This is a genomic window from Lachnoclostridium phytofermentans ISDg, from assembly GCF_000018685.1.
Taxonomy (GTDB): Bacteria; Bacillota; Clostridia; order Lachnospirales; family Lachnospiraceae; genus Lachnoclostridium; species Lachnoclostridium phytofermentans.
On record NC_010001.1, the window covers coordinates 2,076,565 to 2,101,337 of the forward strand.

A 24,773-nucleotide genomic window follows, 5' to 3' on the forward strand; every position below is an offset into this window, starting at 1 on the left:
CAACCTTCATCTTGATATATTATGTAACAGGTTGCTTAAAATTTTAATAGTATTAAGGAGCTTGTAATGGAACATAAATTCTATATAAATTCAAGACATGGTTATGCCGTTATGTTAGAGCAATATAAAGCCATGCATGAGCAAATTGGGAATGCTCGTTTCTTGCCTAACCACGATATGAAGAAGGATATCGTTTATGATATAAAACCGGAGTTTGGCAAGGGAACCATACAAATATATAACTTGCTTGGCAATGTTATGTTACTTATCTATGATTTTGTATTTTATGAAGATATCGTAACAGTATTTGACTTAACCGATAATTATTTTGAAATTGAATACTGTATAGATGGACGCATGTATATAGAAGCAGAAAGCATTTGGAGTAAAAAAATAGTTCGGTTTGGATGTTTATTATAAAATCAAAGAATTGTGGAGGTAATGAAATGAGTGAAACAACAAAATGCTACCGTTTCGTGAAAGATGACATGACTTCTGAAAATGGGAGCTTCTCTTGGGAAATCGGGGAATGGAATCAAGTAAGTGGAGAACTCGTCTGCTGTAGTAATGGCTTACATGCCGCTCAAAGAGATTCCTGTGATAGTTCTTCAAAGGTTTGCTGTGTGGTGTGCTACGGATTGCCTAAAATATTACGAGAACAACTATCCAGACGATAAAAAGTTGCACGAATGTATCCAATTAGCAGAAAAATATCACGATCAAGCTAAGGCGGATGAGTTAGTCAAAATGCGCGAGTCGGTTTCTGTCATTACGGTTGGCGGCGCTGCGGGACGCGCTGCTGCATCCGCCATTGCCGCTCTGTTTTCCATTCTTGACCCTAATTCTGCTTCATGGGCAAATGCCGCCGCTCACCTTACTGCTGTTGCTACCGATACAGCAATGACACTCGTTGATGCACAATCCAAAGCTCATAATGTCGCAACGGCGGTGAATGCCGCTAATATTGCCGATAATGCAGCAATAGCGGCTCATAGGGCTGCCGCCGCTGGTGCCATTGCTCACGATGCTGATGTAACCGCTTCTCGAAATACCACACCTGCCCGATACTGCTGCTGATGTTTACTATTCTTCTTTTGCCGCTTTTTCCGCACTTGACACTGATGTGTATTACACCAAGCAAAATGAGAAGCTAATAGAATTGATAGAGCAGACAGTATGGAATTGTTAGTTAAAATAATCATCCGGCGGTAACATCAGCTGGGTGCCCGCCGGCATGTATTCGCTCATTTTCTGCAAATCGGGCATTTCCTTAATGCATGGCTAGCAGCATTTGCATGATCTCGTCAAAATGAAGAAGATATCAATTCTTTATAAGTACAGGCGATAGTAATAAATTATATTTAACATAGAGGATATTAGTTCTACAACATAGACTTTCTTCTGTTTATATAATAAAACTCTGGTCCATAAGAATAAAACTTATAGACCAGAGTTGAAATATTATATCAGCTTATTATCATAACTCTTTTTACGAAACTTGTGTGATAACAAGATGTGCTGAAACAGGTCTTGTTCCACCGGCAAGGGGAGTGATAGTTAGTGCTGTTGAATTACCTGCCGGATTTCGTACGGTGAGTATTGAATTTATGACTGTTGTGGTTACAAGTGCCATACCTACAATCTGAGAAGTGCCTGTTGCTCGTCCGGCCACCGTATACGCTAAATCTGAGCCACCAAGCGTCAAAATCAATTGGCCTGCTTCGTCTACACTGACTTGAAACAATACTTGATACGTGCCAATTGCAGCCAAGTTAAATGAGCTGGGACCAGTACGGGTAATGGCTAAACCACTCGTAGGTCCATCTTGAGGAAAGCTTACATCTGTGCCAGGCGCAACTGTTGCTGAATTATCTGGAGGCATCAATGCAAAAAAGTCTGAAAAGTTTAATACTCCAGTAGCTCCAGTAGCACCTGCAGGACCAGTAGCACCAGTAGCTCCCGTGTCACCTGTTAATCCAGTGGCTCCTGTTGCACCAGTAGTACCCGTCGCTCCAGTATCACCTGCAGGACCAGTAGCACCAGTAGCTCCCGTGTCACCTGTTAATCCAGTGGCTCCTGTTGCACCAGTAGTACCTGTCGCTCCAGTATCACCTGTTGGACCGGTAGCACCAGTAGCTCCCGTATCACCTGTTGGACCGGTAGCACCTGTTGCACCTGTGTCGCCTGTTAATCCAGTGGCACCTATTGCACCAGTAGTACCCGTGGCTCCCGTATCACCTGTTGGACCGGTAGCTCCAGTAGCTCCCGTATCACCTGTTGGGCCGGTAGCACCTGTAACTCCTGTGTCACCTGTTAATCCGGTAGCACCTGTTGCACCAGTAGTACCCGTCGCTCCAGTATCACCCGTTGGACCGGTAGCACCTGTTGCACCTGTTAATCCAGTAGTACCTGTCGCTCCAGTATCACCTGTTGGACCGGTTGCTCCAGTAGCTCCCGTGTCACCTGTTAATCCAGTGGCACCTGTTGCACCAGTAGTACCCGTCGCACCAGTATCACCTGTTGGGCCAGTAACACCTGTAGCACCTGTGTCACCTGTTAATCCAGTGGCACCTGTTGCACCAGTAGCACCAGTAGCACCAGTAGCTCCAGTATCACCTGTTGGACCGGTAGCACCAGTAGCTCCCGTATCACCTGTTGGACCGGTAGCACCTGTTGGACCGGTAGCACCTGTTGCACCTGTGTCGCCTGTTAATCCAGTAGCACCAGTAGCTCCCGTGTCACCTGTTAATCCAGTGGCACCTGTTGCACCAGTAGTACCCGTGGCTCCAGTATCACCCGTTGGACCGGTTGCTCCAGTAGCTCCCGTATCACCTGTTGGGCCGGTAGCACCTGTAACTCCTGTGTCACCTGTTGCTCCTGTTGCACCAGTAGTACCCGTCGCACCAGTATCACCCGTTGGACCGGTAGCACCTGTTGCACCTGTGTCGCCTGTTAATCCAGTAGTACCAGTAGCTCCAGTATCACCTGTTGGACCGGTTGCTCCAGTAGCTCCCGTGTCACCTGTTAATCCAGTGGCTCCTGTTGCACCAGTAGTACCCGTCGCACCAGTATCACCTGTATCACCTGTTGGGCCAGTAACACCTGTAGCTCCTGTGTCACCTGTTAATCCAGTGGCACCTGTTGCACCAGTAGCTCCAGTATCACCTGTTGGACCGGTAGTACCAGTGGCTCCAGTATCACCCGTTGGACCGGTTGCTCCAGTAGCTCCCGTATCACCTGTTGGGCCGGTAGCACCTGTAACTCCTGTGTCACCTGTTAATCCGGTTGCTCCTGTTGCACCAGTAGTACCCGTCGCTCCAGTATCACCCGTTGGACCGGTAGCACCTGTTGCACCTGTGTCGCCTGTTAATCCAGTAGTACCAGTAGCTCCAGTATCACCTGTTGGACCGGTTGCTCCAGTAGCTCCCGTGTCACCTGTTAATCCAGTGGCTCCTGTTGCACCAGTATCACCTGTATCACCTGTTGGGCCGGTAGCACCTGTAACTCCTGTGTCACCTGTTAATCCGGTTGCTCCTGTTGCACCAGTAGTACCCGTCGCTCCAGTATCACCTGTTGGACCGGTTGCTCCAGTAGCTCCCGTATCACCTGTTGGACCGGTTGCTCCAGTAGCTCCCGTATCACCTGTTGGGCCGGTAGCACCTGTAGCACCTGTGTCACCTGTTAATCCGGTGGTTCCTGTTGCACCAGTAGTACCCGTCGCTCCCGTATCACCTGTTGGACCGGTTGCTCCAGTAGCTCCAGTATCACCTGTTGGACCGGTAGCACCTGTAGCACCTGTGTCGCCAGTTAATCCAGTAGCACCTGTAGCACCTGTGTCACCTGTTAATCCGGTTGCTCCAGTAGCTCCAGTATCACCTGTAGCACCTGTGTCACCTGTTAATCCGGTTGCTCCTGTTGCACCAGTAGTACCCGTCGCACCAGTATCACCTGCTGGACCGGTTGCACCAGTAGCTCCCGTGTCACCTGTTAATCCAGTAGCACCTGTTGCACCAGTAGTTCCCGTTGCTCCCGTATCACCTGTTGGACCTGTAGTACCGGTTGCCCCTGTATCGCCTGTTGGGCCGGTAGCACCAGTAGCTCCTATGTCGCCTGTTAATCCAGTAGCACCTGTTGCTCCCGTGTCACCTGTTAATCCAGTAGCACCAGTAGCTCCTGTGTCACCTGTTAATCCGGTGGTTCCTGTTGCACCAGTAGTACCAGTCGCTCCCGTATCACCTGTTGGGCCGGTAGCACCAGTAGCACCTGTGTCGCCTGTTAATCCGGTTGCTCCTGTTGCACCAGTAGTACCCGTCGCTCCCGTATCACCTGTTGAACCGGTAGCACCTGTTGCACCTGTGTCGCCTGTTAATCCAGTGGCACCTGCTGCACCAGTAGCTCCTGTGTCACCTGTTAATCCGGTAGTACCTGTTGCACCAGTAGTTCCCATTGCTCCCGTATCACCTGTTGGACCGGTAGCACCGGTTGTCCCTGTGTCGCCTGTTGGGCCGGTAGCACCTGTTGGACCAGTAGCTCCTGTGTCGCCTGTTAATCCAGTTGCCCCTGTTGGTCCTTTTGGTCCTTTTGGTCCTGTTAGACAACAACACTGTTTACAATGACAATTTCGGTCATAATCGCAGTCATCACAATCACAATCACAATTGCGCTCGCAATAATTATTGCGGTCGCACTCTCGGTTGTGTTCGCAATTATTATATCGGTCACACTCTCGGTCGTACTCGCAATCGTACTCGCAATCGTTATCGCAGCCGTCACAATCGTAATCGTGCTTGTAATCATAATTGCGGTCGTGTTTACAATCAAAATCGTGTTCGCAATCATTATCTCGGTCGTGTTCACAATCGCACTCGCAATCGTTATTACGGTCACAAACAAAGTCGCGTTTATATCTTTTGTTATAATTTTCAAAAAATGACATTATATTCACCTCGCTCGTATAATTTTTTAGACAATATTGTCTAATTTATTATATGAAGAGGGGAAGAAATGAGTTAATAAGATTTGTCTTGTTTCAATGATGCAAAATAATTTCTGTTGTATAAAACTGCATTTGAATTTGGCTTATACTTAGCAGCAGCTTCATTAAACAAAACCGCTTTTTCAATTTCACCCAATTTATCGTAACATACAGACAATTCAAGATTCGGTATAAAGCCCCAATAATCATTGAGTAAAAAGCCTAATGTGTTTGGTTTTTCCAAGTGAGTAGCTAATAAAAACCACTTTGAAGCCTTTTGGTAGTCATTTTTATTTATATAGAAATATCCAAATTCACAACATATTTCTGCTCTGGGTGCATCATAGTTAAAGCTTCTTATTAGTGACTTAAGGACTTTATCTTCTTGATTAAGCATTTTGTAGCATAATGCCAAGCTGTAGCAGGAAGCTATATTATCTTCTACCCACCCCAACTTACCTTCAAGAAATTGCTCAAAATAATAAATAGCTTCTATATATCTTTTGTGGTCTTTTAACTCACGTGCAAAATAATATAGACTTCTCGGACTAAGTTTTTTGCCCTCTTGTACTTGATTTTCGTAAATTTTCAAATTTCGGTCGGTGTAAGTGGCTTCTTTTTTATGTGTTATGAAAATATCATTGGCATAATATATGTTACCTCTAAGTTCAACGTATTCGTGTATGGGATCATTCCATACGTAATTTTTTTCTCTTTTAAACAACCGTCCTCTTGTTGAAGTTAAAATTGGGTTGTTGTCTTTATCAAAATGAGTATTATATTTAAACGTAACAATATCAATATTTGTATCTAATTCACTTTTTAGTTTTAATATTTTTTGTTTGTCTTCTTCGGTTATGATATCATCGGCATCTAACCACATCTGATACTCTTTGGTTGCTTTTGAAAAAGAGTAATTTCTCGCTAAAGAAAAATCATTTGCCCATTCAAAGTCATATACTTTATCGGTATATTGATAGGCAATCTCTTTTGTTTTGTCTGTCGATCCTGTATCTACCATAATAATTTCATCTACCACATCTTTTGCACTTTCAAGACATCTTGATAAAACATCTTCTTCATTTTTAACAATCATACATAAACTAATAGTAATCATTTTAATCTCCAAATCAGTGTAGTGAGTTGACACTTTAAACTTTTATTTTCAATTATTATATTTTATGTACATACTTATAGAATTGTGAATAAATACACATACCTGTTTTGATTTAACCCAAGTCACTAATAATTTGTTTCAGTTATTTTACTTTTGCGTATTAAAGCTTATGAAAGATGCCCTCAGCATAAACTCTATTGACAAATAAATACTTCGGGTGTAGAATTAATTTAATTCGAAGGAGGAAATATATTGCAGTTAAATCAAAATAGTATAGAAGATATTTTATTTGAGTACGTGGAACAGTTTCGCCTTATTATTTCTCCGGAGACTTGGGGAAATGTCTTGATGGAGTGCTCAAAAAATGAAATGCTGGTGTTACTTTTTCTCTACCGAAAGGGAGAAAGCAATATGTCACAAGTTGCCGAGTATCTCAATACACCTCTAAACACAGCCACAGGTATTATTACCCGAATGGAGAATAAGAAGATGGTTTCGAGGAACCGTAATTCGGATGATAAACGGGTGGTAACCATTATATTAACTGACATCGGGAAGCAACAAATTGACGGAATTATCAAGAATTTTGCACGGTATGGTCAGCGGTTGATGGATGATTTGACACAAGACGAATTGAAGATCCTTATGTGTGTTATGGATAAAGTACTTAATATGCTACGTGATGTGCAACACCAGGATAACCAAGAGATGACTAAAAAGATAAGAAAGATACCAATTGAATAAAAAATCAAAGATTAGAGAGTGCGAACCAAAGGTTCGCTTTTCTAAAAAAATATACTTCGGACGTGGAAATATTCGAAGATTGAAGTTTAATATAAGAATTATTAGAATTGGATATTTAGAAAAGAAATGAAAAAGGAAAAACTAAATGAAGTTTATGAGAACATAAAAATGGAGGTATTTTTTTATGACCAGAATGCTTATATTCACCGGTAAAGGCGGTGTCGGAAAAACAAGTGTCGCCGCTGCACATGCCAGAAATTCATCCAATGAAGGTAAAAAGACCCTAATTGTAAGTACTGACATGGCTCATAATCTTAATGACATATTTAACCTACGTATCGGAAAAAGCATTCAGGAAGTATCCGACAATCTATATGCTCTTGAGATTGATCCGAATTATATTATGCAGGAAGATTTTGCAGATATGAAACAGGCGTTTACAAAAAAAATTGAATCATTCGGAATTCCGATGGGTAATATTGGACAGTTATCAATGTTTCCCGGAATGGATGAACTCTTTTCACTCTTGAAGCTTATGGAAATCCATGCAAGTGGAGAATATGATCGAATCATCGTTGATTGTGCTCCGACAGGGGAAACTCTTGCACTACTTAAATTTCCGGAGCTGCTTGCTTGGTATATGGAAAAGTTCTTTCCGATAGGTAAAGTTGCCATGAGGATTTTAGCACCGATATCAAAGACTTTTTTCAAGATCCAATTACCAGATAATAATGCCATGACTGATATTGAGAAATTATATCTGAAGCTGATAGAGTTACAGGATTTTTTAAAAGACCGTCAAACAACATCAATTCGGATCGTTACTATGCCAGAAAAAATGGTGGTTGAAGAGACAAAGCGAAACTTTATGTATATGCACCTATATGATTATCACGTAGATGGTATTTATATTAACCGCATTTTACCTAAATATATGGATAATCCGTTCTTCAATGAATGGATAGCCATTCAAAATCAATATATTGAAGAACTAGAGGCGGTTTTTGAAGGTATTCCTATTTATAAAATCCCTTGGTTTGACACGGATTTGAATGGTTTATCCGGTGTAGATCGTATTGAACAAAATGCCCTGAAAGGTAGGGATGTTTTTGGTGTACATGAGGAGTTGTTTAGTCAATGCTTCGAAAAAGTCGAAACCGGTTACAATCTACTATTAAAGCTTCCGTTTATTGAAAAGGGAGAACTGAGTCTACACGAATCTGGAACAGATATTATCCTTAAGATTGGAAACTTCAAAAGGTGTATACCGAAACCTAATTCCTTAAGAAATTATGTTGTATCAGGTGCGAGGTTATCTGAGGGCATATTAACGGTTAATTTTATGGAAGGAGAGATAAGGCAATGAATCGAACCGATATAATGGTATTTTCGCAAAAGATGATGGAAGCAAAAAAGATGGAGGTAGAGGCACTAATGTATCTGTTACCGGAGCAGACTCAAGACCATATGAAAGTAATTGGAAAAGAACTGGAGTCCATGATCAAAGAGTGCTTTGTGGTACCTGAAGGAACTCAGCAGAAAAAATCGAAAAAAGCTTCTACATCAGGAACTAGAAAGGTGGATATCGATTGATGAGAATAATATTATATACCGGAAAAGGTGGAGTAGGAAAGACTAGTATCAGTGCAGCCACTGCTGTTAAGCTTGCCCAAGAAGGTAAAAAAGTCTTGATAATGAGCACTGACCAAGCTCACAGCCTGGGAGATTCATTAGGTTTTTCGTTAAATGGGATACCTCAAACAATTGCTCCCAATTTGGACGCCCTTGAAATTGATGTTGTTGAAGAAAATGAGAAAGCATGGGGGAACTTTAAGGGATTTTTCAAGGAGTTACTTACATCTCGAGCTGAAGGTGGCATTGAAACGGAGGAGCTTCTTGTCTTTCCTGGATTAGAAGAATTGTTCGCACTGTTCAAAATATTAGAAATATATGAGAATGAACAATATGATGTGCTAATAGTTGATTGTGCACCCACAGGAGAAACGCTAGCCCTTCTTAAATTCCCGGAATTGTTTGGGGATGTGATCAGCAAGGCTTTACCTATGAAAAGAAAGACTGCTAAAATTGCACGACCATTAGTGAAAACATTGACTAAGATACCAATGCCAAAGGATGAAGTCTTTGATGATTTTGAGCGGTTAATGGATAAGTTAGGGCGACTACAGGTGCTGATGCTTAATAAAGATATCGTATCTTTACGGATTGTTACTACGCCTGAGAAAATCGTCATCAGTGAAACGAAAAGAAATTACACCTGCTTGCACCTGTATAACTATAATGTGGATGCAATCATTATAAATAAGGTGTACCCTAAAGAAGCTTTAGAAGGCTATTTTAATAAATGGGTAAAATTACAGAAGGATGGTCTAAATGAGATTAGAGAAAGCTTCAGAGAAATTCCAGTGTTTGAACTTCAATTACAAAAGCAGGAATTAAAAACAATCCCGATACTTGAAAATCTGAGTAGTTTATACGGAACATACAATCCCATTGATGTATTGGCAAAGGAGGAAATATATACGATAAATAAAGATGGAGATATCTATATAATGGCGATCAGCCTTCCTTTTGTTGATAAATCAGAGATGGATTTAGTGCAACAAAACGGAGAAATTCAAATTTCATTTAAGAACGAAAAACGCTGCCTAACACCCCCGGATTATCTGAAAGACAAAGAGATATCAAGTGCTAAAATGGAACAGGGTAAGTTAATCATATATTTTGAGTAAAATTAGCAGAATCCTCACTGCTTGAATTATATATAAAGAATCCAATGGTTTGTAAGGAAATTGAAAAAGTATTTGAGTCATATACTGGCAGTAAACTGTCTGATGTATTTATTATTGATAGCATACCCAAAACTGTAAGTGGTAAGAAGCAAAGATTCCAAGTTCAATTTGCTAAAGAAATAATAAGAGTAAATGAACCGGAAACCGTAAAACATGAAAAACCATCTTCTCTCTTGGAGATTCAAATTGCAAAAGTTTGGGAAAGTGTTCTAAATGTACCTGTTTATGATATATACACTTCATTTTTTAAGATGGGGGGAGACTCTCTTGCAGTATTTGAATGTGTTATACAACTAAATAAATTAAATTTGTACATTTCTTCAGAATATTTCTTTTCACACCCAACAATAGCTGAGTTGGCTAGGAAAGCGGAATTAGAAGAAGGCGCTATTATCGCAGAACAAGAAGTGGCTGCTGGCTTTGCAGACCCTTTGCCATTCCATTGTAGTATATTACATAAAAAGCATATCAATCAATGGAATTTCAGCTGTTTATTAGATTTGGACCCAATGCCAACCAACGATACTCTAAAAAATATTTTGAAGTATCTTATTATGCAGCATGATGGCTTGCGCTATAGGTTTAAAATTGAAGGTTCAAACATAACAGAATATATCGCTGAAGTTGAAGAGAGTGCTTGTATCGAACTAATCAGATATAAAGAGGAAGATAACTTAGAGCCTGTTTTTGCAAAGTATCAGGAAACTCTGGATATTACGCAGTGTCCTCTTAAATTGGTTGCCTTTTATAAAGAAGATGAGGATTACGGAAAATTACTTGTTATGTGGCATCATGTATTAGGCGATGCTTATTCCATAGGTAAATTCATGGAGGATTTCATTGATATTTATAGAACAGTAGTTGTGAATAAGAATGAATATATATTGAAAAGAAAGACTACATCCCTGAAGCAATGGAGTGCTATAGTAAATAAATTCGCCTTTGATAAGGAATGCATAGCAGATATTGATTATTGGAAACAGACTTGCAATTCAGATAATATAATCCCAACTGAGTATAACTGGAGTCTGAGAGATAATATAATGGATTACGAAAAAATACACGAATTCTTATTATGCCGAGTTGATGATTTAAAAGATGCGGGAGAGCTACAATATAAACTTCTAGCAGCATGGTCAGAGACTATAAGAAAATGGACACAGCAAGATGAAATAAATTTATCGTATACTTTAAATGGGCGTCACGGTATAATTATATGCAAAGATTCACTATTGTTCTAAAATACATAGTCAGAAAACAATACAGCATCTTGCTAACGAACTTAAAAACCAAGTTCAGAAATTTTGTGAATATAAGACTGATGAGTCATCTAAATCAGAGTAGAGCTATTCTAAGTGATGTTCACAGCCTTTGAGAAGCTTTAGAGGATATGGTTTTGAAAGGGGGTTCGACTCCTCTCACCTTCACCAAATCAAAACGTCAATATCGATACAATTCTGACGAGCCGGAAAGTCCAGTGATACTGGGCTTTTTCGGTTTTTAGGGATTATTTTTATCAATGAAGTGCTGTTTTCAGATTTAGAGACAATAAATGTTCCAACTTTAATTATTCACGGTATTCATGATAAGGTGGTTCCATTTCAACTTGGTCAGATACAAAACGAAAGCATTAAAAATTCAAAGCTCATACCGTTCTATTACAGTGGTCATGCAACTTTCTACGATCAAAAGGATGAATTTAATGAAGTGTTAGTAACGTTTGTTGTATTCTTAAGCCATAATGAATTAATGGAACAAGGTTGATTCTATGCAAAACCGGAAGGTCAATCGGCAGACCATAATACTATATTTAAGTATACGTCTTTGTTACTTGTTTCCATAGAGTATCTATCAGTACATCAATCTCTCTGTAGGTATTATAAAATGCTAATGAAATCCTAGCTGTACTCTCTATGCCAAATCTTCTTAAAATCGGTAAAGAGCAATGATGGCCTGTACGGATAGCAATCCCTTCTTTATTAAGCACCTGCCCGATGGATTCTGTGGCAATACCGTTTAACGTAAAGGAAATGACTCCAGCTTTTTCTGAGGCAGTTCCTATGATAGACAGACCAGGAACATTACGTAATGCTTCGGAAGTATACGTAAAAAGCCTATGCTCATATTCCGCAATATTATCCATTCCTATATCCTGCAGATAATCCACTGCAGCACCTAGTCCCACAGCGCCTGCTATATCGCTTTAGTAACAATTTCCTTAATAGGCGTTATTGTACCAAGAGAATTGGATACATATGCGGTAGCCACAATTTTTACTTTGGGAGACAACAGCTTTTTATATGACTCCATATCTATTGCGTCATACTGAGGGGCAGTTTTTGCTACATCGGCAAGATTATAGGTAAGGTAGTACTAATAATAACGGCTAGCGGCTTTAGACATCGGACTTGGATGAGACCCAATACTTTGTAGAAATGAGCTTGGCAGTAAATAAAGATCACAATTTGCCTGACAGGTGTGCGAAAATGATATCAGGCAAATTGTGATTGAGTTAAGGGAAAATGGCTGTATTCTTTGGTACTAAGAAATGTAATTATAAACAGACGATTATTTGGTAAGGCATAGGATCGCCAAACCTTGTGAACCCAAATTCGGCAGTTCTGTATCTCTGATAACCTGTGTTCGGATTAGTTTGCCATCACGGTCATTATGGAAAACGCTGATGAAACCCTCATTTCCATTGAGTACATACAGATTGTTGGAACTAACGCCACTATCAATTGGTGCACCAGACCCATCTTTCGTACTATAGATAATATTTGAAACACTCAGATGTCCATTATTTTCAACTTTATACGTTGTTATAGTATGGCCACCAGCATTGGAAGTATAGGAAAAACGTCCGTTTTCAGATAGTGCAACCCAACAAGTAGCAGTCTGAAAATTCAAAACGGATGAACTGATTACAGAAAGTGTTCCATTATGATTAACCTTGTAAGATGATAATGCATTTGTTCCGGCCTCCGTAACCAGTAATATTTCATTTGTTAAGAAAACAGAGCCAAAAGGTCCGGAGCCACTGGAATTGCTGACGATAGGGCCAGTGAGAGTTCCGTCTGGTTGAACGGTAAATACACTGATTAGGTTAGTGTTTTGCTCGGAGACTGCTATTTTTTTACCGTTACAATTGATGACAATGCATGTTGGCTTGGCATTTATTGAACTCAATAATTTAGTAGAGCCTATGATTTCGGTAAGCCTTCCTTTTTTGCCCACTTGAAAACCAGTAACATTGGACGCAATGCTGCTCCCGTTTCCTGCATTTGCCACATAGAGAAAATTATGGTGAGTTGTTAGGCTTATTGGCAAGAAGCCGCCAGATTGCTTCACATCAGCAAGAATCAGGGTTCCCGAGTTGGTGATTCTAAAGCTAGTGATACTATTGCTGCCTGCGTTCACGACGAAAAGGAAATGTCCGTCTTCTGATAGTATGATTGATCCCTGTGAACCAAGAGGATCAACAGTTTGGGTTCCAGTGCCTTTACCGCCTGTTTTGTAAGTCTTAATAAATGCAAAATTATTACTGGATTCCTGACGAATAGCCACAACTTCATTACAATCAGCGGCATTCGACATAGAATAAATCATGTATTCATGCCTACAGTCTGTCATACCATACATTTATTTACCACTCCTTTATACGATTTATTATTAATAGGATAAGTACGCAATTTGGCGTTAGGTCTCATCTTAGTATTAATATATGATATATCTACAAAAATGCGAAGAAATCAATCATACTCAATTTCCCAGAGTATGGAATCCAAATGGCAACCGCCAAATACGACCGCATACATAGCAGGAGGCCGCTTATTCTCCAAAAGAAGAATGAGCGGCCACATGTTTTTTAAAAAACCACCATAAAATTGTAATTGAAATGAAGGGAAATTGGCTGTAGTTGTGGTGTTAAGAAAAATGTAATCAATAAACAGACGATCTAATTTCTATTTGGTAGGCATAGGATCGCCAAACCTTGTGAACCTAAATTCGGAAGTTGTGTATTGCTGAAAACTTGTTTTCGGATTAATTTGCCTTCTCGGCCAGTAATGAAAACGCTGATGGATCCCTCATTTCCATTGAGTACATACAGGTAGTTGGTACAAACGCCACTATCAATTGGTGCATTAGACCCATCTTTCGTGCTATAAATAATATTTGAAACACTCACATGTCCATCATATTCAACTTCATACGTTGTTATTGTGTGGGTACCAGCATTGGAAGTATAAGCAAAACGTCCGTCTTCAGATATTGCAACCCAACAGGTAGCTGCCTGAAAATTCAAAACGGATGAACTGATTACAGAAAGTGTACCATTGTGATTAACTATGTATGAAGATAATGCATTTGTTCCAGCCTCCGTAACCAGTAATATTTCATTTGTTAAGAAAACAGAGCCAAAAGGTCCGGACCCGCTAGAATTGCTGACGATAGGACCGGTGAGGGATCCGTCTGGTTGAACGGTAAATACACTGATTAGGTTAGTGTTCAGCTCGGAGACCGCTATTTTTTTACCATTATAATTGATGACAATACATGTTGGTCTGGCATTTTTTGAACTCAATGATTTAGTGGAGTCAATGATTTCGGTAAGCCTACCGTTTTCATCCACCTGAAAACCAGTTATATTGGAGCCAATGCTGCTCCCATTGCCTGCATTTGCTACATAGAGAAAATTACGGTGAGTTGTTAGGCTTTTTGGGAAGAAACCATCGGACTGCTTCACGTCTGCAAGAATCAGGGTTCCCGAGTCGGTGATTTTGAAGCTAGTGATACTATTACTGCCTGCGTTCACGACGAAAAGGAAATGTCCATCATCTGATAGTATGATTGATCCCTGTGAACCAAGAGGATCAACAGTTTTGGTTCCAGTGCCTTTACCGCCTGTTTTATAAGCCTTAATAAATGTAAAATTATCACCAGAATCATGGCGAATGGCTACAACTTCATTATAATCAGCAGCATTCGACGTAGAGTAAATCATGTATCCATGCCGATAATCAATCGTATCATACATTTTTTAACCACTCCTTAAATGATTTGCTATTAAAAAGATAAGTACGTAATTTGGTGCTAACGTCTCCTTGGTATCAATATATTCAATTTATTTACTAAAATGCGAAAATATTTATTGACCTATAGCAACCGTATTCATTGCGTCCACTCCAGTTCTATACTAATTTACTAATAAAGTATCGATTTGCATTGCTTCATAAAAGTATGGACCATGAGTATTTTGTAGAAATATACTTTCCCCATCACCTAACATAATCGGATTAAAAAAAAATATAGAAACTAAAAGAGGCTAAGTTTTTAGGTCGATTTCAATGACTATAGACTTAGCCTCTTTTCTTATGCTAAAATACAGGAAGGAATAACTCAACTCCAAACTCAAATGAACTTGATAAGAAAAATTTTATTGCGGTAAAATAGAGTTTACAAAAGAGGACACAAAAAGCGAGGAAATAAATTTATTTTACATAGTATGATTTGAACAGGGAGGGAAGAAATGCAGGGATTAAAGAAGTTAAGTAGCTCTATTGGGATGGTAATAAAAAGTCAGGACACAACTTGCTTTACCTGCTATTGTACTTTAAAAATGAAAGGGATGGACATAAAATGAAGAAAATTTGTACTATCTTTACGATTATAGGAATCATGTTAATGCTGTTTATCGTAGTTGTTACCACTCAGATTTATCAAAATTCTACGGATGATTCTACGATTATGTTTTCAAATGTGTATTATGGTTTTATTATAATTGATTTTTTGTGTTTTGCTGTTGGCGGCTCCCGTCTGGTTTATAAGCAGTTTAAAAAATGGAGTGAGCAGATAAAGCTAATTTTGGAAACAAGGAAGACAAAGAAAATACCAGCAAAAAAATCAATATCGCAGCACAAGGCTCCGATTCCGGCTGCAATCCGGTTTCAAAAACCGAGTGTGCCTGATAATGTGTCACAGCCGCAGCGGATTCAGTCACTATATCTTTGCGAAAACATTCATCCGCTGGTTACGATAAGGTATATTGTGGGGATTATAATGATGGTAGGAACATTAGCATCCATACCGGTTTTGGCGGATCAGTTGCCGCCAGATTACACATTGGCCTACATAACAGCTGCGACTGTATTATTTTGGAGCGGAATTATAATCTTAAGAGCAGCCAGAATAAATAGAAAGCTGCAAAAGACAACGGGTTTTGTAATAACAATGGATGGTTTTCTCTATTATCTTAGTATGGACCTGAGGGTATATCAGGATAACAGGATGCCGTTTACAAAGGTCGGAGAAATTATCCATAATAGCAGGGAAATTCAACAAATAAGTGAAGCTGAGAGAACACAGGAGGCATTTTTAAATAGTAAGGAGGCAAAAGAGGAAATTGAAGAATGCCTGAATGGAAATAAGGTTCGGGGGCTATTTCGTATAACCCGCATGGATGCACCGCAGATCCTACGAAAAAACACAAGTAATATTCAAATAAAGTTTTGGAATGAAAATTCGGTTCGTGTCGAAAAGATAACTTTATTCAAGAATAACAAAGGCTTTGAGCAGATTTTAGGTGCCATAAAGAAACTGGACCAGAAAATTGACTATAAACAATTCGAAAAGCTGAATAAAGTGGGTATTTCATTACAATATGAGGAGAGAAAAGAAATTGGAAAATACAAATCAAAACTTTAAGAATAATAGTTTCTTTAAGAAAGTACTTTTTAGTATTATAACACTGATAATTATAATAATACTAACCTATGCGACTGTTACATACATAGGGATGAAAAAAACTATTTTAGATGTGAAAAATTCTGCCAATATGAATGAGTTGGCACAAGCGAATAGTACAATAAATTATTTATTTGAAATGACTAAAAATTTGGCCTTATACATTTACCAAGATGAGGATTTGGTTAAGCTTTTGCATATTGAAGATAAAGAATTTTTAAATAGTTTAGATTATATAAAGTTACGAACCAAATTGAACACCTATACCCATACATTTGAGTTCTCAGATAGTATTATTATATACAATAGCAAATTAGATTTGATAACTTCTACGGAATATTCCATTCAAAACTATGATAAACCATTGGCGAATGCCATTAAAAAATATATTAACAATGATATGAAGGAATATGCAGAGTTTGCTATTTTAGACTATTTGGAGGAAGACGGTAAAAAGAATACTGCGTTTTTGTTTGGCTTAAAGGACTGGAAGTTTATTACTCCGGATAATCAAACAACGATTGGTATTCTAATTAAACCAGAATGGTTATTCGATAACTTAGAGATTATTAATAAAGCTGATGCAAATCAAGAAAAAGAAATATTTATATTGGATAATAAAGGGGAATTATATAGTTCCGATGCAAAGTTAGTAAAAGATGAGAGTTTAAATGAATTAAAAAATATAGTAATGAATCAACCTCAGAATAGTGACTACTTTGATGTTTATATACATAATGTAAAATATAAAGCCACCTACATAAAAAATGAAATGTGTAAATGGAAAATTATATCGATTCAGCCTTATAATGTGTTTATGTCACAGTTATATAAAATTACGGGAATATTTATCGCCATAACATTTACTATCATTTTAATAGCCTTAGGATTAGCTTTTATTTTTACAAAACATATTTATGTGCCTGTGAATAAAGTGGTAAAACAATTTATCCATAAGAATAAAAACATAAGTAATGATTTAAAAATTGAAGACGAACTAGGTTTTATTGTAAAGAGCTACGAAAATGCTGTATCCCAGATTTCTATACAACAAAGTGATTTAAAAAGTTCTAAAAAATATATAAGAAGTTATTGGATAAAAAGACTCCTAATGGAAAGTAAAATGCTCTCTTTAGAGGAGTTGAAGAAAAATGATGTAGAAGAATTATTGAATGTCAATTTATTAGAAGAGTTTATCATTATTATTCTAAATATCGATGAAAATGGAGAATTCAATAGACATACTATTGAAAATCAACGTATATACCGCTATGCTATTGAAAATATTTCTCAAGAAGTTATAGGTGAATCATTTCCTTGTAATATAGTCGATATGGGTGAGGAGAACCTTGTAGTTTTAGTCAGCCTAAAAGATACAAAGGGAGTAGTAGCTCAAATAGAAGAATGTGTCAGAAAAATACAGCAGACAGTTGTTACTTATTATGAATTCTCTCTATCAGCAGCAATTTCTGATAAAATAGAAAATTATAGCGATATTTCTAAAAGCTATAAAAAAGCTTTACATTTATTAAGTTATAAATTGATCTATGGAAATGAATGTATGATCAAAGAATCAATGCTAGAAGAAATATTCGAATCAAATAAAGAAATGTTTATTTTACAGAAAGAGCAAAAATTAGAAGGTCTTTTCATAAGTGATAAGGAAGAGTTATTCAGAACAGAAATAAATGAAATATTTGAGACGATTAAAAACATGAAATATAGTGAAATTATGAGTAGTATTAACTACTTAAGCTTTTTGTTCTATAAGATTATTAAGATAAACTTTCCAATGCAGTTCAATGAACAAATAAAGCAAATGAATATATTAAATAAGAATATATTTAACAGTGCTAGCTTGGAAGAAATTAAAGAAATTTTTATTGAAATTTATATCAATATTCATAAAAATCCACAAGAGAATATTTCAACCACCAATAACATGTTAGTAAGTACTATTATTCAAATTATTGAAGAGAATTATAAAGATCCTAATTTGAGCCAGGAGTGGATTGCATCTACTTTAAAGCTTTCTTATAGTAATGTCGGAAAGGTATTTAAATTAGTTGAGAAAGTTTCGATAGCGGAATATGTGAATAAGGTTCGGTTAAAATACGCTTGTGAGTTATTGGAAAATACGAATTATAGTATAAATGACATTTTTAATAGTGTAGGGTTTGTAAATCAAAGTTATTTTTTCACCTTATTCAAAAAATATTTTGGATGTACTCCGAAGCAATATCAATTACAGAAGAAGTTTAAACAATTTTGATTGAGTACTGCTACAATAAACTTTCAAGAAATGCAAGATATATAATGTCTGTATAAAGAGAGGGCAAACTATTTGTAAACGCCTTTTGCTTGAATGAAAAACATCTGGGCTTATAAATAAGCTTTATCATTATACATAAATAGGGAAACTGTCAACAAAATGTTGGTGGTTTCCCTTTTCACTTTGCTACGGAAACACGAATCAAAGAAATAAATAAAATTCAAAGTAGTAGAAACTTAAAATCAGAGAAATGAAAAAATTAGATAGTAGGAATGAAACGCAATGGAAGCTATGATAGAAATATCACTATAACTTAAAGTGTTTAAAAGAATAGGAGGAAGAAAATGAATATTACGTATGAAAAGTATTTTGATAAGGTGTATGGAGGTTGGATAGGAAAATGCCTTGGAGGAGCGGCAGGTGCACCTGTAGAGGGATTTAAGAAATTAATTGAATGCAAAGACTATAAAGAAATGTTAAGAACAGATTTGCCAAATGATGATTTGGATTTACAACTACTATGGTTAGAGGTACTGCAAAAAAAAGGATTCTATATTACAGCAGAGGATTTAGCTCATGCTTGGGATAAACAGTGTTGGTATCCCTTTAGTGAATATGGTATCTTTCTTAAAAATTATGAAAGAGGAATTATGCCACCTTTAAGCGGGAAGTTTAATAATCCTCTATTTTGTGAAGGAGAAGGGTCCCCTATACGGTCGGAAATTTGGGGAATGAGCTTTCCAGGGAAGCCAGAAATAGCAGCAAAGTATGCTGAAATGGATTCAAGCATAGATCATTATGGCGAATCTGTTTGGATTGAACAATATTATGCAGCTCTAGAGGCAAGTGCGTTTTTTGAGTCAGATATCCTAACTTTATTAAGAGAAGAGTTACACTATTTGCCAGAACTTTCTAGAGGTAGGAAATGTGTAGAAGAGGTCATCTTATATTACCTTTCAGGAAATAGAGATTGGATAAAAGCGCGTACACGCATGCTGCAAAGATACGGTCATCATGAATTTACGAACGCTGTTACTAACTTAGGAATTGTTATTATCGCATTGCTGTATGGAGAAAACAATCTTGATAAAATCATTAATATTGCTTTTCGATGTGGATTTGATACGGACTGTACCTGTGCTACGGCAGCTTCTATTTACGGAATTATGATAGGATATCAGGCTATTGATGAAAAACTGAAGAATGCAATAGGAGACACCTTTGTAGTAGGAATTGAGATAGAGAGCAGTAATCGTTCTATTAAAGTGCTTGCTCAGGAAACCTGTGAAATTGGAATCAATGCGATGCAGATTGGTGGCAGTGAAATTATTAATATCCCTAACGATATCATATCCAGAATATTATTAGAGATAAAAAAAGAGCTAGAAATTAAGGTATTGTATAGGCAGCAGCCGGCAATAGGGTATATGGATCATTGTGAATTTGATGTACAAATTACCAATCAATCTGACCAAATGATAGAAGATGTTGTAAACTTTGAAAATGTTCCAAAAGATTGGGATATAAACTTTAGAGAACAAGCCATAAAAGTGCCAAGTGGTGAGACTGTTATACTGACTGTTCATATCACTACAAATGAGAAGGTTAATGTGATTAATAATACAAATATAATTACCGTAAAGCTAGGCAAGCATAAAAAAGATTTTGGAATTGCTGGAGCTATGATATGGAAAACGATCGGACCTTTTACAGAGGAACTTGTAAAAGAAGATAGAGAGGGGTTGCCTTCCCCGCATGGTGAAGGATGTATTCTACCAACTTTAGAGTGTATGGTAAATAATGCGGTATATCTGGACAAGGCTTATATAGAGGAAAGTAACTTTGATGATGCTTTTAAATCAGATTATATTACGATGAATGAATATGAAGATTTACTGCGTTTAGATGAAACACTTACTTATAAAGGCCAGGGATGTGTTTATCTGGAGCAGACAATTATCTCACCAGAGGAAAGGGAGGTATGGTTGGTAATAGGAAACAATGATGGTATTAAAATTTGGATTAATGATGACCTGGTACTGAGTAAAGATGAGATACGATTGTGGACCCCATATAATAATTATGAGATTGTCAAGCTAAGAAAGGGCGAGAATAAGGTTGTATTAAAATTGCTTAAGAGAACAGAGAACTTGAAATTTAGTTTTGGGATTAGAAAGTATGAAGGAGAACACTTTCATAGAAAACGTTGGTACGTAGATTTTAAGTCTAAACTGTAATTTGAATAATAAGCGAAAATTCAAAGTGGTAAAAAGCCAAAAATCGAAGAAATTTGGAAAATGAATACTAGGAATACTGTGGAATATTTAATATCATAAATTCGAGCTCAAATTCATTTTTTGTGAGGAGGATGATATGGGAAAGAGAAAAAGATAAGTATTATCTAGAAGGACGAATACGAATAAAAAGGAGAAAAAAGTATGAAATTAAGAAAAATGTTATCAGTTCTTATGAGTGCTATGGTAGTAGTTTCTATGGTGGGGTGTCAAGGAAATAAGGGGGTTCAGGATTCATCAAAAGGTACTAATGTATCTGAAGTAAGTGGCAATAATAATAGTGATTTGGAGTTTGTAGAATTAAACTACTACGTACCGGCAGCACAGGTGCCAGCTGGATTAAAGGATGCTCAAAAAGCTATCAATGAATATTTAAAAGAAAAAATAAATGCTTCTATTAATATTAATGTTATAGACTGGGGATCTTATGGTCAAAAAATGAATGTTAAGGTGGCATCAGGTGATGACGTTGATATTATGTGGACTTCACAAATGAGCGAGTTTGGATATGGAACCAATGCTATGAAAGGCGCGTTCTTAGAATCCGAGGAGTTATTTAAACAATATGCCCCTAAAACATGGGAAATCATGGGACAATACTGGGATCAAGTACGAGTAAACGGAAAAATTTACGGAATGCCAAATCAATTAGGATATGCCAAAGAAAATGGATATCAGGTACGTAAAGAATTTGCTGATAAATATGGACTAAATACGGAATATACCAACAAGACAATTGCACCGGGAGAGGCGCTTAGGGTAGAAGGATTGGAACCTTATCTTGAACAAGTAAAGAAAAATAATCCGGATATGATACCGTTATTATGCGGAGTAAGTGGATTGGTTCCAGGAAATTCAGCAGAAGTATCTATGGGGTTATGGAATATTAATAACTTTGCATGTACGGATATGGAAGATAATGATTTAACGGCATTGAATTTTTTTGAAACAGCAGAGTATAAGGAAAGACTGGAATTAGCGAGAGATTGGTATTTAAAAGGATACATAAATCCAGATGCTGCTACTGTAACAAATTGGACGCCTTTGTTAAATCGTGCAGGTGCGGTTTATGGAGATGTTGGTGTCGGAACTGGAGTAGAAAAGATGCCAAGCTATTGGCAGCCTTGGGGTGGAGAGATTGCGTATATTCCTACATCTGAGACATTTACAGCCGCAACAGCAGCCCAGGTATCCGTATTGGCAATAGGGAAAAATTCTAAGAATCCTGAGCGTGCAGCCATGTTCCTAGAATTATCCCATTCAGATCCGGAGTTAGTACATTTATTATGCTATGGAGTGGAAGGTGTTAACTATACAAAAGATTTAGTATATTATACACCGATCAAAGGAAACGAGTTTGGATTGGACGATTGGACGAATGTTAACTGTCAACTAAAACTTTTGGTTGAGGGTCAGCCGGTTGATTCCATAGAAACAGAAAAAGAACGTAATAATAATGCAAAAGCTCCTGGGTTTCAAGGTTTTGTCTTTAATGAGGAACCTGTTAAAACAGAGATAGCAAATTGCAACTCTATTATTAAAGAATATACTCCAAGCCTTCAAACAGGAGCAGTTGATATTGATCCTACGTTACAAGAGTTTAATCAAAAATTAAAAGCAGCAGGAGTTGACAAAATTATAATAGAAACACAAAAACAAATTGATGCATGGAAAACAGCAACGGGATATACAGCTAAATAAAGTTAGGTGGTAAAGAAGATAGTATTACTTTAGATACATAATTAGAGTAATACTATCTGTCTATAGGCAAGAATTAATGAATGAAAAAAGGATTGATTATTTGCAGTTTGCAATGCTGATATTTGGTTCTATCAGTAGAGTGAGCAATTATCTTGTTTCGTTATCAAGATAATTTTACTTATAAAAAGGAGATAAAATGAAAGACTTTTTAAAAAATGAAATGATATTGTGGAAAAAAAATAGGGGACTGACCATATTAACTTTACCTGCAGTAATCGTACTAATTGTAATGTGTTACCTACCTATGTTTGGAATTATTATTGCATTTAAAGATTATAATTATAGCTTAGGAATACTAAATAGTCCTTGGAATGGTTTTAAAAACTTTGAATTTTTCTTCAAATCTTCCGATGCCTGGCGTATAACGAGAAATACTTTATTGTATAATTCAGCTTATCTTATTGCTGGAACCAGCATATCCGTACTATTTGCTATCTGTATGAATGAGCTAAGTAAAAGATGGATTAAAGTATACCAAACAGTTATGTTTATACCATATTTTATTTCATGGATCGTAGTGGGATATTTAATGACATCTTTTTTAGATACACAATATGGGTTAATGAACAGAATCATTAGTACCCTTGGTGGAAATACCATAGGATGGTACAATACAAAGGCATATTGGCCCTTTATATTGATTTTTATGAATATATGGAAATATGTAGGGTATAATACGGTAATTTATTATGCAACAATCATTGGAATAGACCCATCCTATTATGAAGCGGCTAAGTTAGATGGAGCTGGTGGTATTCAAATGATAAAATATATTACATTACCAATGTTGAAAAAAATAATTATTATTCTTTTTATACTTTCGTTAGGTAATATTTTCAGAGGTGATTTTGGATTACATTATTTTGGAACCAATAATGCAGGAGCACTTTACTCTGTTACAGATGTTATAGACACATATGCCTTTAGAGCCTTAAGACAAATGGGAGATATCCCGATGGCATCAGCAGTAAGTGCTTTTCAATCAACAGTTGGGTGTATTACCATACTTATTGCAAATAGAATAATAAAAAAAATAGATGCTGATGCAGCCCTATTATAGTGGTTAGGAGATAAGAGCATGAAAAAAAAGAATAAAAAAAGTAAACTAGTTAGCATATGCATTCATATAACGTTTCTTATAACGTGCTTATTAATTATTATTCCATTTGTATTGACAATAGGGATTTCTATCAGTAGCGAAAAAGATATCTATACATATGGATATAGAATAATTCCCAAGAATATAGATTTGTCAGCATATAAATTATTATTTAGTGCGCCGGAGGTGATCGTAAATTCCTATTTAGTAACTATCTTAGTAGTCGTTATAGGTGCGCCACTAGGGCTCGTAATGACTGCTATGATTGGATATGTTATTTCTAGAAAAGATTATAGATACAAGAAAATATTAACTTTCTTTGTTGTATTTACCATGCTATTTAGTGGAGGAATGGTTTCTTATTATATGACAATGACAAAGGTATTGCATGTTCAAAATTCATTATGGGCACTAATTCTTCCGGGCTTAGTGAGTGCTTATTATATTATTTTAATGAGAGGTTTTATGTCTGATATTCCAATGGAAATAATTGAATCGTCAAAAATTGACGGGGCTAGTGAAATAAAAACATTTACCAAGATAATTTTGCCGCTCTCCAAACCTGCTTTGGCTACCATAGGATTGTTCATGGCATTTAATTATTGGAATGAATGGTATAATGCACTTTTATTTATGGATGGGAATAAGTTAGTTCCATTGCAATTACTATTAGTAAGAATGTTAAACAGTGTTGATGCAATGACATCAAATCCTCAAGTTTTACAGCAGATGATGATGAGCGGAATGGATATTTCGACAATACCGACATTAACCCTTAGAATGGCAACGGCTATTGTTGCAGTAGGGCCGATGTTGCTGGTATTTCCATTTTTTCAAAAATACTTTACAAAAGGAATAACTTTAGGTTCTGTAAAAGGTTAAGGCTTGCCTGTAAAAGGGACAGTTTATCCATTTCTATGTAACACAAATGCAATACCGGATATTAAACTGCAGTAG

General features: G+C 37.0%; 21 protein-coding genes. 15 read left to right on the plus strand and 6 right to left on the minus strand.

All coding sequences use genetic code 11. From position 1 onward, the window contains the following. Positions 1-66 precede the first annotated feature (66 nt). The 3 genes from CPHY_RS08770 to CPHY_RS08775 are packed head-to-tail and all read left to right on the plus strand — an operon-like array spanning position 67 to position 1,077. Positions 67-420 (plus strand): hypothetical protein, encoded by a 354-nt coding sequence (locus CPHY_RS08770; RefSeq protein WP_012199718.1) that lies wholly within the window; start codon positions 67-69, stop codon positions 418-420. A 26-nt stretch (positions 421-446) separates the two neighbouring features. Next, positions 447-677, plus strand: a complete 231-nt coding sequence (locus tag CPHY_RS21670) for a DUF7666 domain-containing protein (RefSeq protein WP_157668686.1) — start codon at positions 447-449, stop codon at positions 675-677. After that, positions 622-1,077 (plus strand): hypothetical protein, encoded by a 456-nt coding sequence (locus CPHY_RS08775; RefSeq protein WP_012199719.1) that lies wholly within the window; start codon positions 622-624, stop codon positions 1,075-1,077. Before CPHY_RS21670 ends, CPHY_RS08775 begins: the two co-directional genes overlap by 56 nt. A 412-nt stretch (positions 1,078-1,489) precedes the next feature. Here the strand turns inward: CPHY_RS08775 and CPHY_RS08780 are convergent, their stop codons facing one another. Both CPHY_RS08780 and CPHY_RS08795 read right to left on the minus strand, forming a co-directional pair. Further along, positions 1,490-4,936 (minus strand): beta strand repeat-containing protein, encoded by a 3,447-nt coding sequence (locus CPHY_RS08780; RefSeq protein WP_012199720.1) that lies wholly within the window; start codon positions 4,934-4,936, stop codon positions 1,490-1,492. Positions 4,937-5,009: 73 nt separating this feature from the next. Further along, entirely contained in the window at positions 5,010-6,092 is a 1,083-nt protein-coding gene (locus CPHY_RS08795) for a glycosyltransferase (protein ID WP_012199721.1), read from the minus strand. A 252-nt stretch (positions 6,093-6,344) separates the two neighbouring features. Between CPHY_RS08795 and CPHY_RS08800 the strand changes: the two genes are divergently transcribed. From CPHY_RS08800 to CPHY_RS08825, 6 genes are all read left to right on the plus strand, one after another. Further along, a complete protein-coding gene (locus CPHY_RS08800) occupies positions 6,345-6,836 on the plus strand; it encodes a MarR family winged helix-turn-helix transcriptional regulator (protein WP_012199722.1) in 492 nt (163 codons plus the stop codon). A gap of 184 nt (positions 6,837-7,020) precedes the next feature. After that, the gene (locus CPHY_RS08805; protein WP_012199723.1) at positions 7,021-8,202 is read left to right on the plus strand and encodes an ArsA family ATPase; all 1,182 of its coding nucleotides are present in this window, start codon (positions 7,021-7,023) and stop codon (positions 8,200-8,202) included. Next, entirely contained in the window at positions 8,199-8,429 is a 231-nt protein-coding gene (locus CPHY_RS08810) for a hypothetical protein (protein WP_041703400.1), read from the plus strand. The genes CPHY_RS08805 and CPHY_RS08810 overlap by 4 nt, the downstream gene beginning before the upstream one ends. Beyond that, the gene (locus CPHY_RS08815) at positions 8,429-9,586 is read left to right on the plus strand and encodes an ArsA family ATPase (protein ID WP_012199724.1); all 1,158 of its coding nucleotides are present in this window, start codon (positions 8,429-8,431) and stop codon (positions 9,584-9,586) included. Before CPHY_RS08810 ends, CPHY_RS08815 begins: the two co-directional genes overlap by 1 nt. Positions 9,587-9,630: 44 nt before the next feature. Next, entirely contained in the window at positions 9,631-10,887 is a 1,257-nt protein-coding gene (locus tag CPHY_RS08820; protein WP_012199725.1) for a condensation domain-containing protein, read from the plus strand. Positions 10,888-11,170: 283 nt separating this feature from the next. Beyond that, positions 11,171-11,410: an alpha/beta fold hydrolase gene (locus tag CPHY_RS08825; RefSeq protein WP_012199726.1), complete on the plus strand. Its 240-nt coding sequence runs from the start codon at positions 11,171-11,173 to the stop codon at positions 11,408-11,410. Between the two features lie 46 nt (positions 11,411-11,456). Here the strand turns inward: CPHY_RS08825 and CPHY_RS08830 are convergent, their stop codons facing one another. The 4 genes from CPHY_RS08830 to CPHY_RS08840 form a co-directional block, all read right to left on the minus strand. Next, entirely contained in the window at positions 11,457-11,831 is a 375-nt protein-coding gene (locus tag CPHY_RS08830; protein ID WP_012199727.1) for an aminotransferase class V-fold PLP-dependent enzyme, read from the minus strand. Between the two features lie 8 nt (positions 11,832-11,839). Continuing rightward, positions 11,840-11,956, minus strand: coding sequence for an aminotransferase class V-fold PLP-dependent enzyme (locus tag CPHY_RS22640; RefSeq protein WP_012199728.1), 117 nt, complete (start codon positions 11,954-11,956; stop codon positions 11,840-11,842). Positions 11,957-12,214: 258 nt separating this feature from the next. Then, positions 12,215-13,288 (minus strand): lactonase family protein, encoded by a 1,074-nt coding sequence (locus tag CPHY_RS08835; RefSeq protein WP_012199729.1) that lies wholly within the window; start codon positions 13,286-13,288, stop codon positions 12,215-12,217. A gap of 316 nt (positions 13,289-13,604) precedes the next feature. Next, positions 13,605-14,684, minus strand: coding sequence for a lactonase family protein (locus CPHY_RS08840; protein WP_012199730.1), 1,080 nt, complete (start codon positions 14,682-14,684; stop codon positions 13,605-13,607). 602 nt (positions 14,685-15,286) lie between these two features. Between CPHY_RS08840 and CPHY_RS08845 the strand changes: the two genes are divergently transcribed. From CPHY_RS08845 to CPHY_RS08870, 6 genes are all read left to right on the plus strand, one after another. Beyond that, entirely contained in the window at positions 15,287-16,351 is a 1,065-nt protein-coding gene (locus CPHY_RS08845; protein WP_012199731.1) for a hypothetical protein, read from the plus strand. Next, the gene (locus CPHY_RS08850; protein ID WP_012199732.1) at positions 16,326-18,662 is read left to right on the plus strand and encodes a helix-turn-helix domain-containing protein; all 2,337 of its coding nucleotides are present in this window, start codon (positions 16,326-16,328) and stop codon (positions 18,660-18,662) included. Before CPHY_RS08845 ends, CPHY_RS08850 begins: the two co-directional genes overlap by 26 nt. Before the next feature lie 344 nt (positions 18,663-19,006). After that, positions 19,007-20,899 carry an ADP-ribosylglycohydrolase family protein gene (locus CPHY_RS08855; RefSeq protein WP_012199733.1) on the plus strand — a complete coding sequence of 631 codons (1,893 nt, stop codon included), beginning with the start codon at positions 19,007-19,009 and terminating at the stop codon, positions 20,897-20,899. A 201-nt stretch (positions 20,900-21,100) separates the two neighbouring features. Continuing rightward, entirely contained in the window at positions 21,101-22,657 is a 1,557-nt protein-coding gene (locus CPHY_RS08860; RefSeq protein ID WP_012199734.1) for an ABC transporter substrate-binding protein, read from the plus strand. 196 nt (positions 22,658-22,853) lie between these two features. Next, entirely contained in the window at positions 22,854-23,777 is a 924-nt protein-coding gene (locus CPHY_RS08865; RefSeq protein WP_012199735.1) for an ABC transporter permease, read from the plus strand. A gap of 18 nt (positions 23,778-23,795) precedes the next feature. Further along, complete coding sequence (locus tag CPHY_RS08870) at positions 23,796-24,698, plus strand: carbohydrate ABC transporter permease (RefSeq protein WP_012199736.1); 903 nt, start codon at positions 23,796-23,798, stop codon at positions 24,696-24,698. Positions 24,699-24,773 lie beyond the last annotated feature (75 nt).